Genomic DNA, 19094 nt, shown 5'->3' with positions numbered 1-19094 from the left:
CGGGGTCCAGACCTTGAACTCGTAGCTTGGGGCGGCGTTATAGACCGGAATGTCCTGCGGCAATTCGGTGAGCCGCCAGATCGTGGCCCGTCCCTTGCCACCGGTTCGTACCTTCCAGCCGAACGAGCCTCTCTGCACTGGCCGAATAAAGCCCCGGTCTTCCAGTTCCTTGAACCCCGCGTTGACTGGCCTGCCGCTGCAGCAAAGGATCTCCGCGGCTTCGCGATGGCTCATGGAGATATCGCCATTGTTCGAGCCATTGAAACGCCCTCGGATCTCGATGTAGAGCAGCCGAGAATAGGGCGCGAGTGACTTCCAAGCCTCGGTAAGCCGGATCCAGTGAAACAACTGGACATAGGGTGGCCCGTGGGGGCGGCGGCCTCGACTGTCGTGTTTGCGCGTCATTCCGCGGCGCCTCCGGTCCAATCCGGCAAATTGCCAGGGAGAGCTCCGCAAGCTTCGGCGAACGTGCGGCAGCCGGATCGATCCTTTCGCCGATCTGCTGGCTCGGTCATGCGGAACCCATTCAGCCACGCGCCGTCGGTCGCCCCACGCCCACCAGACGCTGCGACGGCAGAGAAGGCCGCCGCTTCCAGGCAGTCGAATTTGCGTTCCGCCAGGTGCTCGATAGCTTCAATCAGCAGGATCAGAAGGCTCGCCGCCACAATTTCGGGCGGGGTGCGTCGCGCGCTGTTGCTGTTCATGACGCATACGAGAACAGGCAGAACGTCAGCGGCCCATTGCTCCCCGGAGGGATGATCCAACGCGAGCATCGGCCAGTTTTCCAAGGCCTCCTCAATGCTTTGAGAAGGCGGCATGCCGATGTAGTCCGACCGGTCGGGGCGGCAGATGTCGATCTTTAGAACCAGGCGCCGGCAGTGGTCGCGGAAGTCCTGGATCGGCACACAGCGGCCTCGCGTGGGGTTTCCCGACGAGTCTTCCTTGCAACACTCCGGGTCACGCCCGAGCTGCGCCTCATGGCGGTAGTTGGCTTGAAGGCGAAGGGCAGGTTGGCTATCCTTCGATTTGATCAGCCCGCCAAGGTGATCGAAATTCGGAAGGCCGCGCGCTGTGCAACCAGCCGCGGCCTTTTGCGCTTTTGGGGGAGCGTTGGCACCCGACGGCAGGAGCTTCATTCGTGTTGTCACTTGCATGACTGAACCTCAGTGGCTTTGCGCCAGAGGACGGTCAAGGCTATGCCAGGAGCGATCAGAATAGCCTTCGGCCCGTCCAGTGGCAGCGGGGCTTTTTCTTAGGCGACGTTGCGGCGAGCTTTGGCCTGCTCAATCACACCAGTGATTTCAGAACGGGGCCACCGGGAGAGCGATCCAATCTTGACCGGCTTGGGAACCGTGCCGTCCGCGACGCGACGCCAGAAGGTCGGAACGCTCATCTGCAGTATCGCGGCGCACTCGCGGACGGTCAGAAGGGGATCGATGAGTTCCATTGTCTCGCCTCGTCTTCGGTTGATACGAGGTGGAACCTAACGATGTAACGAGCGGGGAGCCGTCGCTTCTACTCGATATTTCTATGGAACCGCTCCTAGGCTGGGATGCCTCCATAAGCGCTGGTTCATGACGAAAGCATCAGGGAACCACTGGTTCGTTTGCTCCTAAGCAATTGAAACTACTCGACGCCTCTGGCCGCCTGGCGGAAATGCCTTAGCCATTCGTCAAGCCAATCGCGGCTTAGGGCTTTTCCATTGACACTAAAAAGTGGTGCGTCGGCTTTGGCGTCATGCTCGACGGTCAACCTTCTGGCGATCCGTAGAGCATCTCTGTCCGAAGCAAACGCCAGTTCCTTGACGTGTTGACGAGCGAGCCGATCAAGAACGTGATAACGCTCTCTCTTCTTATCAGCCTGCCCGCCTTTGAGGCCACTTGCACGGTTTTTTTCTTTAACTTCGATGTGCCTAAGCGCAAAGACCTCGTAGCTCATCTTGATGCGATACTCGGCCCACAAGTAGCCCAGCCGCAGGTCGTCCTTATGTGCGACACAGAGTGACATCAGATTCGCGACGTACCAAAGGCGACTTAGCGGCGCAGCGAAATGGCGGGCCGCAACCTCACCCGCGTATGCGTACCACCCTGCTTCACCGAACCTCTTCTTCGCTTTTGCAACGAAATCAATTCCTTCCACCTCTATTACTCTCGAAAGCAGTTCGTCCGATAGTTCACCACCCGGTTCCGCCCATCCGTGAGCACCCATGACAAAAGCGCACTCGAAATAGAGATCAATGGGGTTGAAAACGGCTAAGTCGGTCGCCGCCACCCCGTTTTGTACCGCGCCGAAGACGTCACGGTGCGAATAGACTGCGACGCCGGAACGCATGGTGGAGCCGACGGACTCCAAGGTTGGATTCCCAGGGAAATCCAACTTGTCGTCTTTCGGGCGGATAGGCATCAACACATATCCGTCCACGTCATCCTCGGGCCCGCGCAACCACATGGATTCGCGATAGTTTCTGCGTGGCACCTGATAAAACTCATGGATACCCAGTTTTACGATCGGGTAGTCCCATATCCATTTCAATATGATGCCATCCTCATTTGCAGGAACAATCGACTCCGATAGTGACATGCTGGCCCCAGCGCTCCAGAAGGATACGGCGCTGTTCCAGGAAATCCGTCCGTCGATAGGCCCGCTCGACGGCTCCTCCGACTGTGTGCCCCAAGATTGTCTCGGCGACCTCGTGCGGCGCATCAGTCGTCTCGGCGAGCCAGTCACGCAGGCTGGACCGGAAGCCGTGAGGGCGAGCTTGCATCCCTTCGCGCTCCATGTGGCGCGCCATGGTGGCGTCTGAAATTACGCCCTTCCGGACGCTCGGGAAGATGTAGCCGTCGCGTGCATGACGCCGCGCTTGCTCAATCACCGCCATGGCCTCCACTGACAGGGGGATGCGGAAATCGGGCGTCCGGTCTCTGCGCCCCTTCATCGCCTCGCCGGGTATTGTCCAGACATCGCCGTCTAGCTGCGCTTCCTGGAGGAACCGCAGCGGTCCCGACCGAGCACCGGTTAGAATGAGTAGGCGCAAAGCGAGGTGTGTCACGCTGCCCGCGTCGAGGCTGGCATAGAAAGCCGGAACCTCTATCCACGGCAGCGCGGGGATATTCTTGGACTTGTGCCGCGTCTTCCCTAGTAGCGCTCGGGCCTTGTCAGTCGCCTGCAGGTCCACGGTCAATCCGAGCGCCGCGGCATGCTTCAGACAAAGGCCAAGGCGGTTCATCGCCTTGCGCGCCGTGTCCGCTTTCGTGTGCCAGATGGGCGCCAGCGTATCGCGAATGTCCTTCTGGTCGATTTCGGCCACCGGCATGTTTCCCAGCTTCGGAAGCACGTGAAGCTCAAGCGGCGTGAACCATCGGCCCGCCTTGCCGTCACCCTTCAACTCGGCCTTACGACTTTCGAAGGCGTCCAGAGCGATGTCCTTCAAGACATGGATGGATCGAGCGGCCTCCCGAGACTGGCGGTCGCGCTCCTTGATAGGGTCTTTGTTCGCCTTGGCGATGGATCTTGCCGCGTCGGCGGCCACACGGGCGTTCTTCAACGAAACGTCGCTCGTCGACCCCAGCCCCATCTCGCGGCGCCGGCCGTGGATCGTGAAGCGCAGGAACCACTGCCCTCCCCCGTCGGGCCGCTTGTAGAGCCACAGCCCACCGCCGTCCGAGTATTTGCCAGGCGCGGCGGTACGGACGGAAATCGCCGTCAGCTTGTTCAAACCACGAGGCATTTCAGACCACCCCCCGATCCACCCTTCGCTCTGCGCTGGAGTGATATTCAGTGATAGGTCATGCTGCCGAACGAAGCAAGAACGTCCAGGCGTACCGCTGTGTCTGATCTAGTCTGATAGGCGATGAAATGTATATATATTACAATACGTTGCCTGCTGCCGGCACCATTCAGCCTTCGAAGTCCTGATCGACCTCCTTCGCGCTCGCCTGTTGAGGCGCCCTGAGCGAAACATGCGCTGCCGTATTGCGGCCGCCGCACAATTTTCGCAGGAATTGATCCCCCTCGCCTCGCCCCCCCCCCTGCCAGCGTCGACCCACCGTCTCGTCACGAGATTCTGCGGTAAGTCTGCACCAAAGTATCGCGACTGCGCCGCGTTGACGCGACGCGCCGTCATGGCCCGCACTCCCGGACGGATGCCCGCCGGCTAAAAAATAGGCTGCGGCGCGAAATTAGGCAAACCCACGCCGTGCTCGCTCATTCCGGTCGCCGCGGTGTGTTTCGCCAAACCCCGACGAACCCGCCGCCGGGCCGTGCCTCGTCGAGTTGGCACGCTTTCTGCTTTTGTTGATTGCAAGCGCGGTCACCGCCTCGAAAGCGGTGGTTTCAAACGGTTGGCGTGCCGCTTCCTAACGTTGCGGCGATCATGACATATGATCCAAGTGGCAGAGGCGCGACACGCTCCGCTGCCGAAAACCAGATTAAGGCGGGCCAGCTTTCTACGTCCGGTGCTCCCGACGACAGGCTGCTCGACATCAGCGGACTGACCGTCGACTTCAGGACGCGTCGTGGCATCTCGCGTGCCGTAAACGACGTCGCCCTGTCGGTCCGGCGCGGCGAGATCCTTGGGCTGGTGGGCGAATCCGGCTCGGGCAAATCGATCACGGCGCTCTCGGTGCTCGGCCTGGTGCCTGCCCCCGGCAGGATCGTTGCCGGCCAGATTGTCTTCGACCGCCGCAACCTGCTGCAATTGCCCGAGGCGGAGATCGCCAAGTTGCGTGGCCGCCGCATCGGCTACATCTCGCAGTCGCCACGCGCTGCCCTCAATCCAAGCTTCCGCATTCGCGAGCAGATGGACGTGACGCTGCGCGCCTGCGCTCCGGAACTCGATGCGGCGGGGCGCGCCGACAAGGCCCGATCGTTGCTGGAACAATTGGGCTTTGCCGATCCCGAACGGGTCGCCGCCGCTTTTCCGCACCAACTCTCCGGCGGCATGTGCCAGCGCATCTGCATCGCCATGGCGCTCGCCGGCTCACCCGACCTGCTGATCGCCGACGAACCGACCACCGCGCTCGATGTCGCCGTGCAGGCGCAGATCCTCGCTCTGCTGCATGAGCTGAACCGCAAGCTCGGCCTCGCCATCCTGATCGTCAGCCACGACTTGGCGCTAATCCGCGCCATCGCGCACCGGATCGTCGTTCTCTATGGCGGCGAGGTGCAGGAAACCGGCGATGTCGGCACCGTACTCGCGGCCCCGCGCCATCCCTACACGGGCGCACTGCTGCAATCGGTTCCGGATCCAGACCATCCCTCCGCCCGGCTCGCCTTTATCCCAGGCTTCCCGGAGCCGGTGCCGCCGGACGCCGATGGCTGCCGCTTCGCGCCGCGCTGCGGGTTCGCCTTCGCACCCTGTCTCAGCCAGCGGCCGATTCTCCGTCTCGTCGAAGACGGCGTCCGCGCCCGCTGCCATCTCCTCGATCCGGGAATGGCCACGCCATGAGCACGCCCCTTCTTCAGGCCCGCGGCCTCCAAAAGAGCTTTGCTACTGGCGATGGTGGGTTGTTCGGCCAGGGACGCCATCGCCACATGGCCGTCGACGGCATCGATCTCGCCATCGAGCCCGGTACCACGCTTGGCTGCGTCGGCGAATCCGGGTCCGGCAAGTCGACGCTGGGGCGCATGCTGGTCGGACTGATCGAGCCTGACGAAGGCAGCGTCACCTTTGACGGGCAGGACGTCGCGAAAGTCGCCGGCAAGGAACGCGCTGCGCTCCGCCGAAACATGCAGGTCGTGTTCCAGGACCCGCTGCTGTCACTCAACCCGCGCCGGACAATCGGCCAGAATATCCAGCGGCCGCTGCGCAATTACGGCGTCGGCGGGTCCGAAGCCGAAGACCGCATGGCGCGGCTGATGAAAATGTGCGGCCTCGATCCGGCCCAGGCGGCGCGCTATCCGCATGAGATCAGCGGCGGCCAGTGCCAGCGCGTGGCGATCGCGCGGGCGCTCGCGCTCGAACCGCGCTTCGTCTTCCTCGACGAGCCGGTCTCGGCCCTCGATGTCTCGGTGCAGGCGCAGATCCTGAACCTGCTGCTCGACCTGCAGGCCGAGCTGGGCCTCACCTATTTCTTCGTGACCCACGACCTGAAGCTCATCGAGTTCATGTCGCAGCAGGTCATCGTGATGCTCAAGGGCAGCGTCGTCGAGCGCGGCACCTCTGCCGAGATCTGGCAGTCCCCAAAGCATGCCTACACCCAGAATCTGCTCCGCAGCGTCCTCCGGCTCGGGTCTACCCCGGACTGGGCGAGGTTTGCGGCCAGTGAAACCAGCAGCGTTATCCCCTGATAGGAATGGAGCAGAATCAATGAGTTCGATCTCATCCTTGCTGAAGCCGTCCGTCACGATGCGGCGGACTTTGTCCGGCCTCATGATCGGCGCGATGATGACGGCGGCGACCGTCCTTACGCCGATGTCTCGTGCTTCCGCCGATACGGTCCTGACCATCGGCATCGAAGCCGACCTGGCCAAGCTAGATCCGCATATCTCCGGCACCTGGAACACCTTCAAGGCGCTGTCGCATATCTATGAGGGGTTCGTCGCCGAAGACCTTTTGGCGCAAGGGGTCTCGACCCCGCCGATCGTACCGGCGCTTGCCGAATCCTGGACCGTCAGCGACGACGCCAAGACCTATACGTTCAAGCTGCGACAGGGCGTGCAATTCCACGACGGCACGCCGTGGAACGCCGCGGCGGCCAAGTTCAACATGGACCGCATGCTCGACTCGAAGTTCAAATACTTCCAGCCGGGCGCCGTACCGATGTTGCAATGGGTCTGGGGCGATCTCGACAGCTATAAGGTCATTGACGACTACACCGTCGAGATCAAGCTGAAGCAGCCCAACTCGGAATTCCTGCGCCGACTCGCTGCCGGCGGTTCGGGCACGCCGCGCATGATCAGCCCGGCGGCAATCGAGAAGTTCGGCAATGACGGAATCGGCCAGAACGCGGTCGGCACCGGCCCGTTCATGCTGACCGAGCGGGTCGTCGGCGAAAAGACGGTCCTGAGCAAGAACCCGAACTACTGGGATCCGAAGCGGGCGCCCAAGGTCGATCGCCTGATACTGCGCGGCATCCCGGAAGTCTCGACCCGCGAACTGGCGCTGATGAGCGGCGAAGTCGACATGATCGCGACGCCATCGCCCGACTCCATCGATTATCTCGAAGCCCAGGGCCTGACGATCGTCAAGGGACCGGTCGCGACGATCTATCCGATCTGGCTGAACTTCAAGGAAAAGCCGCTGCAGGACGTTCGCGTCCGCAAGGCGATGGCCATGGCCATCGACCGCGAGGGCATGACCAAGTTCCTGCGTCGCGGCACGGCCGTTCCGGCCTATGGCATCCTGAACTTCGGCGGTCCCGGATGGGATGCGGACTATCGTGACTGGCCGTTCGATCCCGAGGGCGCGAAGAAGCTGCTGGCGGAAGCTGGCTACCCGAACGGCTTCGAGACCCGCCTCGACTGGACGATGGGCGGCGGCGGCGACGTCAACACCCGCGCCGACGCTGAATGGCTCCAGCGCGATTTCGCCCGCATCGGCATCAAGGCCAGCATCGAGACCTTCGACAACGGCACCTATTGGGACATGATGGCCAAGGGCATCCGCGAGGGCTCGTGCTGCATGCAGGTGTCATGGGGCGAGACCGGCTTCTACTGGCTCGACCTCGTCGTCTCCAAGGCTGCCACGCCGCCGAACGGCTTCAACTCCGGCTACTACGACAATCCGAAGATGGACGAACTCCTGGCACAGGCCCGGAGCGCGCCGAACGAGGAAGGCATGGTCGCCAAGCTGCACGAGCTGCGCGATGCGGTGACGGCCGATGTCGCCTTCATCCCGGTCTACACGCCGCTGCAGGTCTATGCCATGCGCCCGAACGTGAAGGGCTTCGTCCTGGCGCCGCAGCATTGGGCCGACTTCACCTCGATCACCAAGGAATAGTCCGCCGAGCCACCCGCCCGCGCTCGAAATGGCGCGGGCGGCACCCGGACCCGATCCCCGGATCTATGCGAGAGCGACACTTCATGGCCAAGTTGATCCTGCGCCGCCTTTTCGGGACACTCCCGGTTCTGCTTGGCGTTTCCTTCGTCGTCTTCGTTGCCCTGCAACTCGTGCCCGGCGACGTGGCCCGAACCATCCTCGGCTACAATGCGACCGAGGAACGGGTGGCGGCGCTGCGCGCCATTCTCGGCCTCGATCGTCCCATCCTCGTTCAGTACGTCACGTGGCTCGGCAATCTGGCGCGCGGCGATCTCGGCCAGTCCGTCGCACTGGGCGTCCCCGTCCTCACCGTCATCCTCGACAAGATCGGTGCATCGCTGATCCTGATGGGCGCCAGCTTCGCCCTGGTGCTGGTGTTCGGCCTGCTGCTCGCAGCCCTGTCCGGCGGCCATCACCGCAGCCCACTCGATCGCATGATCGTCCTGCTCACCCTCGTTTTCGCCAGCGTGCCGCCGTTCTGGCTCGGCATCGTGCTGCTCTATCTCTTCGGCCTGCAGTTCCGCCTGTTCCCGATCTCCGGCATGTACGACATGGCCAATCCCGGCGGCCTTCCCGATCTCCTCCGTCATCTCGTCCTGCCGGCCGTGACAACCGCGGTCTCGTCGCTCGCCGTCGTCGCCCGCGTCACGCGCGGCCGGATGATCGACGTGATGAACCAGCCCTACATCATGACCGCCAAGGCGCGCGGCCTCAGCCGGCCCCGCATCGTCTATGTCGAGGCGGTGCGCAACGTCCTGCCAACCTATGTCGGCATTTCGGGCCTGCAGATCGGCTATCTGTTCGGCAGCGCCATCTTTTCCGAGATCGTCTTCAACTGGCCGGGCATTGGCCTCCAGCTCTACCAGGCGATCATCCAGCGTGATTTCCCTGTCGTGCAGGGCGCCGTCCTCGCCATCGCCGCCGTTTTTGTATTCGGCAATCTGATCGCGGACCTGATCGCCGCGGCCCTCGATCCGAAGCGCGCAACATGACCCAGTCCACCACCCTCACCCTGCGGCCGGCCCGCTTCGGCATGTTGAGCGCCATCACCTCCGACAAGGGGGCTTTCTTCGGCCTGATCGTCCTCGGCATCTTCGTCTTCGCGGCGATCTTCGCCCCGCTCATCGCGCCCTTCGGGCCGAACGAGGCGGATCCGATGCTGCGGCTCGGCGCTCCCGGCACTGCCGGCCATTGGCTCGGCCTCGATCATCAGGGCCGCGATATCCTCTCGCGCCTGATCTGGGGCTCGCGGCTGACGCTGGCCACCGGCATCATACCCGTTGCCGTCGGCGCGCTGATCGCGCTGCCGATCGGGCTGCTGGCGGCATGGTACGACCGTGCCGGCGGTTGGATCCTGCGCGGCATGGACGTTCTCTTCGCCTTCCCGATGGCGCTGCTGGCCATCATGGTCGCCGCCTTTCTCGGGTCGGGCGTTGGCAACATGATGATCTCGCTGGTCATCGTGCTGCTGCCCTACAATGTGCGCGTCGTCTACCAGGCGGCCGTCGAGCAGAAGAGCCTGCCCTATGTCGAGGCGCTGCGTGTCGTCGGCACGCCGGTGCGCACCATCCTGTTCGTCGAACTGCTGCCCAACGTCGCGTCGGCTGCCATCGTCTACGCGACGACGATCGTCGGCAGCATGGTGATCACCGCCGCCGGCCTCAGCTTCCTCGGCCTCGGCGTCCAGCCTCCCGGCGCGGAGTGGGGAATCATGGTGGCCGAGGGGCGCTCGGTGATCTTCATCGCCCCGCACGTCGCCGCCATTCCAGGCCTCTGCCTCAGCCTGCTCGTCATCGCCTGCAGCCTGCTTGGCGACGGTGTGCGCGACGCGCTCGACCCCCGCATTCGCGCGTCGTTCGGCGCCTGACCGACGTCCCCCTTTCACCTTCGTGGAACTGACATGCCCATCCTGATCCGCAACGCCCGCGTGCTCACCTTCGACGACGCGCGCACCGAACACGCCCGCGCCGACGTCCTCGTCGAAGGCAATGTAATCTCCGCCGTCGGACCGGACCTCGACGTCAGTCACCTGACCGATCTCGAGATCGTCGACGGCGCCGGCAAGCTGGTGATGCCCGGCCTGATCAATGCGCATCTCCACTCGCCGGCCAATTTGCTCAAGGGCGCGCTGGAGGATTTCCCGCTCGAGATCTTCATGCTCTACGAAGTGCCGCCGATGGGCGATACGCCGGCGAGCGCACGGCTCTACTATCTGCGGGCCATGCTCGGCGCGATCGAGATGCTGAAGCTCGGCATCACCAGCGTGCATGACGACGCCTTCTTCAATCCGGCGCCGCTGCCCGAGAACATCGACGGCGTCATGAATGCCTATCGCGATTCCGGCATCCGCGCGACGGTCGCCATCGACCAGCCCAACATCCTCGAATACGAGAAATTCCCGTTCCTCGCCGATCTGTTGCCGGAGTCCGAAAAGGAGGCGATGCGTCGCGCTCCGATCCAGAGCGGTGACGAACTGCTTTCGATCTATGGCGACTTCGTCGACCGCTGGCATCGCCAGGCCGATGGTCGGCTGATGTGCTCGACCTCGTGCTCGGCGCCGCAGCGGGTCACGCCGGAATATCTGCAGGGGCTGACCGAGTTCTCCCGCACGCACGACCTTCCCTTCAACATTCACATTCTGGAAACCCGGCTGCAGCGCGTGCTTGGTGATGTGCGCCACGGCAAGTCACTGATCCGCTACGTGCATGATCTCGGCTGCCTGGACGAGCGCAAATTCGTCATTCACGCCGTCTGGGTCGATGATGCCGACATCGCGCTGATGGCCGATTCAGGCTGCACCGTGGGCCACAACCCGATCTCCAACCTCAAGATCGGCTCCGGCGTCATGCGCTTCCGGGCGCTGCGCGACGCGGGCATCCCGATCGCGGTCGGCACCGACGAGGCCGCCGTCGACGACAGCGCCAATATCTGGCAGGCGGCCAAGACGATCGGCCTGATCCAGAAGGTCACGACGCCCGACTGGACGCTATGGCCGAAGGCGGACGAAATCCTCGATTGCGTCCTGCTCGGCGGCGCCCAGTCGATGCGGCTTTCGAAGAGCATCGGGCGGATCGCGCCGGGCTATCAGGCCGACCTTATCCTGCTCGACCTCGACACCATCGCCTTCACGCCGCTGAACGATCTGAAGCGCCAGCTCGTCTACACCGAGAACGGCTCCTCGGTGGTGATGACCATGGTCGCCGGCCGGATCGTCATGCGCGACGGCAAGATCCTGACCGTCGACGAGGCGGCGCTGAAGGCAGAGATCCGCGAGGCGATGCGCGAGCACGAGAGCACTTTCGGCCGCATCCAGGAACATGCGGCGCGGCTGCTACCGCATTATCGCGCCATGTACGAGAAGGCGCTCGCCCATGACGTCGGCATGATGCGCTGGGTGCCGCCCTTCGCAACTCGCGGCTGAGGAACACCATACCGTTCGAAGGGCGCACGCTTCTCATCGCCGAGGTCGGCCGTCGCGACGGTCGATCTCGACACCACCGTGCTCGCCTTCCACAACCAGCCGTCCCGATCTCCGCATCCGCTTCTGGAGATCGCTGGGTCTTGTCAACCTTTCACGGGCGACGCCGCGAACAGCCTGGTATCGATTTCATGAAATGTCCGCCGGGCCGTCTCGGCGGAATAAAGTTCGGCCATCTGCTCGGCAGCACTGGTCCCAATGCGGCGGCGGCGCGCCTCGTCGGGAACCAGTTCGGCGATCGCATCGGCGAGTGCCGCCGCCTCCCCGATCGGCACATGCACCGCATTCCGGTCATGGGCCGAATAGTCATTGAGGCCGCCGACCACGGTGGTGATCATGGGTAGGCCGACCATCATCGCCTCCGCGGCGACGAGGCAGAACCCCTCCGCCTCGCTCGTCTGCAGAAAGATGTCGTGCTGGGCCGCCTCGCGCCACCATTTGTCGACGAAGCCGGCGAGGCACAGCCGATCCGCGACATTCGCAGCCTCCGCCCTGGCGAGCATCGCCGGTCCCTCCGGGCCGATGCCGAAGATCGTGCACCGGGCGTCCACGCCACGGGACTTGAGCAGTGCCAACGCATCGATCGCGACATCGAAGCGCTTACGGCGGACAAAGCGGCCGGCCATCACAAGCTTGATTGGGCCTGTGATCCGGTAATTGCACTTCGCCGCCTCCCGTGACGCAACGAAGAGCGGCACGACCGCCTCCCGCCTCTGTCTTGGCCAGGGATAGTAGCTCCGCGTTTTCCGCAATGTGGTCGGACAGTCTGCCCAGACTTCATCGACACGAATGGAGAGCGCTCGCAGGAGGAACTGGTAAAAATGAACGGACGGCCGCCGCTCCAGCCGCGCTATGTGTTCAAATGCCACGCACCGAACGTCGCGATTGAACATCAGAACCGCCCGCCCGATGATGTTGGCCTGCTTCAGCGAGAGGATGACCACCTCCGGCCGAACCTGACGGATCAGCCTGGCCAATGCGAAGGCGCCCCGCATCATTCCCGCGAGGGTGAGCCTGGCATCCTGCGTGGCCTCAACAAGCCGCTCTTCGCCGACCAGATCCGCGATGCGCTGCCGAAGTCCGCCGTCGCCTCGACCGAAAACGAAGACGGTCAAGTTGCACTGACGCAGGAAACCATTCTCGAGCAGAGTCACCAGTCCGTGCTCTGCCCCGCCGCGCGACAGCGTATTGATGACGTAGATGGCCGAGCCCGGTGCCTTCATGAGCTCGGATGGACTATCCCGGCGTGCTTCCGTCGTCAGCGCAACTGTAGAGGGACCCAATAGCATTGGATTAACCGCAATAGGGGCATGTCGAACGCTAGATATTGGCAATCTAGCAGATTTTCACAGTCCGGCTGCCCCGCTATGCGGATCGCGTCACGCGACCATCGCCATATCGGGATCGTATTTTCTCGATGATAGGATAGCGATTCCATCAAATTGCTGAAGACGGCTAAGGCTTTTCCTGAAGATAGCGCGCAATCAAAAAGACCGCGTCGACGAAGGTAGCGCTCCGGATCCAGCCATCCTCGATCCAACGCCCCTGCTTGTCGATCCTGTCGACCAAGCCGCTCACGCGTCCGGCCAACTCTGCCGGCGCCAGCCGATTCGCTGGCGACGGCCAGAACGGAAACGGGTGAAGCTTGCCCGCGGCCGCCGCGTCCACCAGCCTAATCGCCTCGGGAATGTCCGCGGTGCTCTTGAGGCTGTAGTGATCGAGCAGATTTACAGGTTCGTAGGTGAGCTTCTCGTCACTATCGACATAGAGGGGGCGATTGGTACGGAGCTCGTAGAAGCGCGCCCAATCGCCATCCGGCAATTGCGACGCCTTCAACCACGCGACTGCCCCTAGCGCGGCGGAGAGAAATCGCTCGTCGCCGGTGCGCTGGTAGAGTTCGACCAGGGCGGTCGCCGCGCCGCCGCTCTCCCGCGATGTCACAGCGGGCGGCTCAAACTTGCGCCCCCAGACCGGACGCATGTCGCGATCATAAGTTTGGGCCCATCCCTGCTGCGGCTCAGGCAGTTGCGCGGCGAGCAGAAATTCTCCCGCACGGACCGCGGACGCCTCATACGCCGGATCGCCAAACCGGTCGGCAGCGATCAGATGAAGATGCACCGTATCGCGGATGAGATTGTCGTTGATGACGTAATAAGGACCGTCAGAAGGCTTGACCCATTGACGCGGCCAGTCCGCCGGCAAGCTCGCCCGACCGGCTTTCGGTATCCGATCGGAGCGGGTCCTTTTCTCGATCCTCACCGGCCAGGCGCCATTCGGATATTGCGCGGTGGAAAGCTTCTCCATGCCGTAGAGGATCGCCTCCCGCACGGGCTCGTCCTTGCCGTCGAGGGCTTGGTCGAGCCAGATCAGGAAGCGCAGCGCACTCTGGGTGGTGTCGTCGTCCAGCAGGGTTTCGTTCTTTGCCGGATTGTCCTTGATGGCTGCGCAGGCTTCGGGCGTTGTCCCCCCTGCCCGATAGCACCAGTCGCGCCGCGCCACCGGATCCATCTCGATGGCAATGTACCAGCCGCCCGAGAGAAGTTGGGTCTGGATCAGCGCCTCCGCGGCCTGCCTGGCCGCCTTCAGCCATGCGGCGTCTCCGGTGACCTCATACACACGCAGGAATGCCGCTCCGATAGCCGGCGTTCCCGGTGGCTGCACCCAGCCGACGGTCGGGCCAACTTTTCCCTCCCCCCTGCGCACGCTGAGATCAGGCGAATACTCCCAGACATAGGCACCGTTCAGGGAGAGCTTGTTTGCGAAGACGCCCGCCGCCTGTGTCAGCGCCGCCTTGGCGCGATCGGCGAGCGCCGGGTCGTAGGCCATGGCCGGGCGTGTGAGAAATGCACCGCAGGCGAGCAGGATCGCGATCCATCGCACCACGCGAAGACAATCACCGCGCCGTGACGCCTCCGGCGAACGGATCATCGGGCCGCGACTTGCGAAGCGCCATGAGCATTTGCCATCGCCGCGATTTCCGGCGGCATTGCCGGCAGGTCGTCCTCGGCATGGAAGTTCGGCAGGATGCTGCGGATAACGCCAAAAAGGCTCTCGCAGTCTCCCCGCTCTGCATAGCGGTGCAACGCTTCGAAAGCCGCGTAAAGCACCGGCAGCGGCACCGGCGTCGGCACAGCGCCGAGGACACCCGGAACGGGTGGCGTCACGCGCCGTTCGGACTCGTCAAAAAGCTCCTCGAACAGCTTTTCACCCGGCCGGCAGCCGACGATCTTGATCTTCACATCCTCGTCGGGCGTATAGCCCGCGAGACGGATCATCCGCCGGGCTATATCGACGATCCGGATCGGCTCGCCCATGTCGAGCACGAAGATTTCGCCCTGGCCCAGATTCTTTTCCAGCCCGTAGGCCGAGGCCTGCAGCGTCAATTCGACCGCTTCGCGGATCGTCATGAAGAAGCGCTTCATCTCCGGATGCGTGACGGTAAGCGGACCGCCGCGCGCCAACTGGTTCTTGAATAGCGGGATCAGCGATCCGCTCGAACCCAGCACATTGCCGAAACGAACCGTCATGAAACGCGGCGAGCCGGCCTCTTGCATCCCCTCGAGGTCGAGCGCTTGGCAGAAGAGTTCCGCGAGCCGCTTGGTCGCGCCCATGACGCTGGTGGAATTCACGACCTTGTCCGTCGATATCTGCACCATGCCGAGCGCGCGCCAACGCTTGGCCGCCTCGGCCACGTTCATCGTGCCCCATACGTTGGTGAGCGCGCCTTCGCAGGGGTTCAGCTCCACCATGGGCACATGCTTCAGCGCAGCGGCATGGAACACCAGTTCGGGCCTATGCTGCGCAAACAGTTCGTTCACGCGGGCGGGGTCCCTCACGTCGCAAAGATGCGTCGAACGGAGCAGGTTCGGGAAGCTTTCGGCAAGCTCGAGATCGATCGAATAGAGATTGAACTCGCAGCTATCCAGGACCACGAGACACGAGGGGCCGAGCGCTGCGACCTGCCGGGTCAACTCACTCCCTATCGACCCACCAGCGCCTGTTACCAGCACGCGTCGTCCATAGATGAATTGCCGCAGGGTCGCGACGTCGAGCGCCACCTGTGGCCGCTCCAGCAGATCCGTGAGCTCGATCGGACGCAGTTCGAACTGGTCCGTCACACGGGGATTGCGCAGCTCTGTGACGGGGTTGAGCCGCGACACCGCCAGTCCGCGACGATCCGCCTGATCAATCAGCGTCTCGGCAACCTGTGCATCAAACGACGAGAGCGGTGCGGTAAAAATGAGATGCCGTGGTCGCTGGTTGCGGGATTCGAGATCCGCCAGGACGGCCTCGAAATCCTGCGTCGTGCCGAGCACCGGCACGCCCCGCAACATGGTGCCATCCTCCGACGAGGCGTTGTCGAGGAAACCTACGGGCAAATACGAGGACGTGCGATCGCGCTGCAAGGCGCGCAAATAGAGATCGGCTTCGTCGCCGGCGCCTACCAGGAGGATCGGAACCAGTGCATCGGTTCGCATCATCGTCCCGCCGCGCAGCGACGGCATGAACGTCTTGAGGTCCTGCTGCCGGAAGCTGAGCCGCGTCGCCGCCAGAAAGGATACCAGCGTCATGACCTCGATGGCGATCGTCGAGCGCGGTACGAAGGCCAGGCGTGAATAGAAGAACAGGCAAGCCGTCAGGACCAGCGAAGCGATCAACGTCGCACGGATCAAGATGAGGTAATCGAGGATGGATGCGTATTTCCAGTTGCGCTTGTAAAGGCCGGCGACGGGAAATGTCACGGCGCAGATCGCGGTGAAGACGACGGTCATGAAGGCGAGTGCCTTGACCTGCTCGGGGGTCGCAAAGACTTCATACGGCCCAAGTCGCAGAACGGCAGCGAGGATCAGGGCAAAGGCGGTCAAGCCGAGGTCAATGACATAGAGACGACGATTGCGGAGGGTCGATTTGACGATCGAAGCGGCCTTCGATCGGACGGTCTTGTAGGCAAAGTTCGTCCTGGCCCGAGCCAGCCATGCTGCGATGACGTCGCCAAGCTTGTCCGGCCGCCGGAGCGCACCGAAATCGCCATCAAGACGTGCCGCGCCAATCAAGCTCGGAGGCCGGTCTCTACCGACCCGCTTGTCCTCCACCATGATGAACCTCTCAAATATAATTGATCTGGCCATTCGGAAAAGACACAAACAACCACCTCCAAATCACTTTGGAGGAGCAATTCAGCCAGATTCTTGATCAATTTTGAAAGAGACTAAAATCGCACCCAGTCACGTCTTGCCGAATACAACTCGGCCTGGACACACCATCTTCAAACAAGCAGAACGACTTGAATAGGATTGGGAAACCGAAGCGACTGTCAGGTAAACCCTACGGTGGATCCGGGTTTTTCACTGCCTCGCGCAGGCGGAGGTAGTGCGGTGCCCTCATGCGGTTCCGCAGGCGTCTCGCCTCGCAGCCAACCCGACAGATCGCGGCCGATGAGACGCCCCAATGCCTCGACGTCGCTTGCATAGTAGTCGACGAGGCGATTGCGCACGTCTTCGGGCAGCGGGCTGTAGCGGATCTCCCCCGCAAGCGCCGAATGCAGGCTGCGGAACAGGCTGGATGCGCGGAACGGGGCGGCCACCGGCTTCATGGGGCCCAGGATGCGGCGGAGCCTCGGACTCAGCATCGGCGTCGTCTTGTCCTTGACCTTGCGCTGGACGAACTGCGACGTCTGCTCGGCAGGGAGAGCGAGAAACGTGCGAACGGTTGCGAGTTGTTCTTCGGCCCCGGTCCGGATCGCCTCGTAGAAGGTGACCAGCAATTGCTCCGCTGGAAATCGGTCGTAGTAGACCTGCAACTGACGGCAGTAGAAGCCGGCCCTGAGGAGCCGGGTCTCCTGCGGACGACGCGGATCCAGATAGCGGGCGACGTCACGACCGACCTCGCCGCGTCGGTACATCATGCAATAGTCCGAATAGGCCCGCTCGACGGGAGAGCGCAACTGCGCCACCAGCTTCGCGCGAGGCAGCTTTTGCGCAATGCGCTCCGCAGCCGTCGCATCCTCGAGATAGGAGTTGGATTTCTCGCCCAGCGTGCGGAAGCCGGCTGCCTCATCAAAATGGCGGAGATACCAGGCGTCCCCGCGCTCGAACTCCCGGCTGAAATAGTGCAACTCCGGGTCCGGCATGAAGACGGTCGGATCGGCCTGAAGCGATCTCTGCAGCCAGGTGGTGGCGCTCTTGGTCGCGCCGATGATCAGGAAATCAATGCTCTGCAGACTCATGTCCCGATTCATGGAGCGGTTCTCCTCGCGGAACTCACGGATGCGCTGTCGGCGCGTCGCCTCAGCCTCTGGTAGATCGCCGTCAGTCGGGCAACATGTGTCTCGACATCGTAGGTGGCGCAGGCTCGGGAATGGGCTGCCTCGACGAGGCTGCACCGGTGGCCGAGGTCGGTGATCAAGCGATGGATCGGCTCGACGAAGGCATCGGGTGTCTCCGGCCGCACAAGGATGCCGTTGACGCCGTGCTCGATCGCTTCCGGATTGCCTCCGTCATCCGTCGCCACGACCGGCGTCCCCAGGAACATCGCCTCGATCAGCGTGCGGCCGAACGGCTCGCGGACAGCCGGCACCAGCAGGACATCGATGGCCTGCATCCAGGGCTCGACCGGCTGGCGGTATCCCATGAGACGTATGCGATCGCCGATGCCGAGCGCTTGCGCGCGTTGCAGGACAGCCTGATCAAGGTTTGGCGCCTCCTGGCCCGGCACGCCAAAGAGCAGGCCCATGACGGGAATGTCAGGATAACGCCCGATGAACGCGGCCACGGCGTCGACAAAGCCAAGCGGACGCTTGCGGTCGATCAACAGCCCGAAATAGCCGAGCAGGACCGTATCCGCAGGGCAGCCAAGCGTCTTGACCAGTACGCTCCGCGCATCTGCCCGGTCCTCCACGGCCTGCGGTGGATCAAACGGGCTATGCACGACGGACAGCTTGTGGCCGACACCGAGAATGGGGCGGCGCGGTCGCGCAAAGCGTGACACCGTCACGATATGGCTAGCCAGCAGCGGCGCCAGAAGATTGGCACCGCGAGCCTCTGGATCGCCGCGATGGTGCCAGAGCTGGCGAGCGCCCGCGAGACGGGTCGGCAGCGCCCAGAGAACATGCGTCCGCCCGTCATTGGTATGGACGATGTCGACGCCCCGACTCCTCAGGAAACGCGTCAGCGGGGCCACGGCGAGGAACGTCTGGCCGAGCGCTCGTGAAGCCCCGCCACCACTTCCGCCACGTGCGGGCCATGCACCGGCGGGCGCGGCGACGAAGGGCACGCCTCGTTCTTTCAGATAGGCGGCGACCGGACCATCCATGACATGCAGCACGACAAGCGGCCGCACATGTCCCGGATTGAGGGCCTCGATCAGCTTGATCGCGGAGATGTGGCTCCCCCCGATCTCGTCGCCGACGAACGGAAAGCAGACCACGATGGGGTCATCGCGCATATGGACTTTCCCATGGCCGGAAACGGCCGTCGTGCAACACAGAAATTCCACCGGATGCAGGAACTGCGTTCCGGCGGCGCAAGACGAACTCAACTTCGCGATTGAGCCATGGCGCAGGCCGTTTGGCAGGTCAGGAAAATCAGAGTTCGTGGCGGATTACGCTCATGTTATGGCTACGGAGGTCCGTAAAATTGA

Annotated in this window: 16 protein-coding genes; 6 read left to right on the top strand and 10 right to left on the bottom strand. The window is 63.1% G+C overall.

The annotated features are described in order from the left end of the window. The 5 genes from OSH12_RS09785 to OSH12_RS09765 form a co-directional block, all read right to left on the bottom strand. Positions 1–405: helix-turn-helix domain-containing protein (locus OSH12_RS09785; RefSeq protein ID WP_266343324.1), on the bottom strand; the 405-nt coding region annotated here is incomplete at its 3' end. Continuing rightward, on the bottom strand, positions 402–1136 hold the full coding sequence (locus OSH12_RS09780) for a hypothetical protein (RefSeq protein WP_266343323.1): 735 nt from the start codon (positions 1134–1136) through the stop codon (positions 402–404). The genes OSH12_RS09780 and OSH12_RS09785, both read right to left, overlap by 4 nt. A 116-nt stretch (positions 1137–1252) precedes the next feature. Further along, on the bottom strand, positions 1253–1447 hold the full coding sequence (locus tag OSH12_RS09775) for a helix-turn-helix transcriptional regulator (protein WP_266343322.1): 195 nt from the start codon (positions 1445–1447) through the stop codon (positions 1253–1255). A 179-nt stretch (positions 1448–1626) separates the two neighbouring features. Beyond that, on the bottom strand, positions 1627–2580 hold the full coding sequence (locus OSH12_RS09770) for a hypothetical protein (RefSeq protein ID WP_266343321.1): 954 nt from the start codon (positions 2578–2580) through the stop codon (positions 1627–1629). Then, positions 2546–3727 (bottom strand): tyrosine-type recombinase/integrase, encoded by a 1182-nt coding sequence (locus tag OSH12_RS09765; protein WP_266343320.1) that lies wholly within the window; start codon positions 3725–3727, stop codon positions 2546–2548. Before OSH12_RS09765 ends, OSH12_RS09770 begins: the two co-directional genes overlap by 35 nt. A gap of 645 nt (positions 3728–4372) precedes the next feature. Here OSH12_RS09765 and OSH12_RS09760 point away from each other — a divergent pair. The 6 genes from OSH12_RS09760 to OSH12_RS09735 all read left to right on the top strand — a co-directional run bounded on the left by OSH12_RS09760 (position 4373) and on the right by OSH12_RS09735 (position 11399). After that, positions 4373–5446: an ABC transporter ATP-binding protein gene (locus OSH12_RS09760; RefSeq protein ID WP_266343319.1), complete on the top strand. Its 1074-nt coding sequence runs from the start codon at positions 4373–4375 to the stop codon at positions 5444–5446. Continuing rightward, positions 5443–6288 carry an ATP-binding cassette domain-containing protein gene (locus OSH12_RS09755; RefSeq protein WP_266343318.1) on the top strand — a complete coding sequence of 282 codons (846 nt, stop codon included), beginning with the start codon at positions 5443–5445 and terminating at the stop codon, positions 6286–6288. The genes OSH12_RS09760 and OSH12_RS09755 overlap by 4 nt, the downstream gene beginning before the upstream one ends. A gap of 19 nt (positions 6289–6307) precedes the next feature. Further along, positions 6308–7939: an ABC transporter substrate-binding protein gene (locus OSH12_RS09750; RefSeq protein ID WP_266343317.1), complete on the top strand. Its 1632-nt coding sequence runs from the start codon at positions 6308–6310 to the stop codon at positions 7937–7939. Positions 7940–8022: 83 nt separating this feature from the next. Further along, positions 8023–8970, top strand: coding sequence for an ABC transporter permease (locus tag OSH12_RS09745; protein WP_266343316.1), 948 nt, complete (start codon positions 8023–8025; stop codon positions 8968–8970). Beyond that, positions 8967–9845, top strand: a complete 879-nt coding sequence (locus OSH12_RS09740; RefSeq protein WP_266343315.1) for an ABC transporter permease — start codon at positions 8967–8969, stop codon at positions 9843–9845. Before OSH12_RS09745 ends, OSH12_RS09740 begins: the two co-directional genes overlap by 4 nt. 33 nt (positions 9846–9878) lie before the next feature. Beyond that, entirely contained in the window at positions 9879–11399 is a 1521-nt protein-coding gene (locus tag OSH12_RS09735) for an amidohydrolase family protein (protein ID WP_266343314.1), read from the top strand. Between the two features lie 143 nt (positions 11400–11542). Here the strand turns inward: OSH12_RS09735 and OSH12_RS09730 are convergent, their stop codons facing one another. From OSH12_RS09730 to OSH12_RS09710, 5 genes are all read right to left on the bottom strand, one after another. After that, the gene (locus tag OSH12_RS09730; RefSeq protein WP_266343313.1) at positions 11543–12679 is read right to left on the bottom strand and encodes a glycosyltransferase; all 1137 of its coding nucleotides are present in this window, start codon (positions 12677–12679) and stop codon (positions 11543–11545) included. Positions 12680–12911: 232 nt separating this feature from the next. Next, positions 12912–14384: a hypothetical protein gene (locus OSH12_RS09725; protein ID WP_266343312.1), complete on the bottom strand. Its 1473-nt coding sequence runs from the start codon at positions 14382–14384 to the stop codon at positions 12912–12914. Further along, positions 14381–16552 (bottom strand): polysaccharide biosynthesis protein, encoded by a 2172-nt coding sequence (locus OSH12_RS09720; RefSeq protein WP_266343311.1) that lies wholly within the window; start codon positions 16550–16552, stop codon positions 14381–14383. Before OSH12_RS09720 ends, OSH12_RS09725 begins: the two co-directional genes overlap by 4 nt. Before the next feature lie 218 nt (positions 16553–16770). Further along, on the bottom strand, positions 16771–17694 hold the full coding sequence (locus OSH12_RS09715; RefSeq protein ID WP_323180629.1) for a sulfotransferase family protein: 924 nt from the start codon (positions 17692–17694) through the stop codon (positions 16771–16773). After that, positions 17691–18899 carry a glycosyltransferase family 4 protein gene (locus tag OSH12_RS09710; protein ID WP_266343310.1) on the bottom strand — a complete coding sequence of 403 codons (1209 nt, stop codon included), beginning with the start codon at positions 18897–18899 and terminating at the stop codon, positions 17691–17693. Before OSH12_RS09710 ends, OSH12_RS09715 begins: the two co-directional genes overlap by 4 nt. Between the last annotated feature and the right edge of the window lie 195 nt (positions 18900–19094).

The organism is Kaistia terrae, from assembly GCF_026344005.1.
GTDB classification, from domain to species: Bacteria; Pseudomonadota; Alphaproteobacteria; order Rhizobiales; family Kaistiaceae; genus Kaistia; species Kaistia terrae.
Note: the sequence above shows the minus strand (reverse complement) of the source record. Positions and strands in the feature narration are given on the sequence as shown.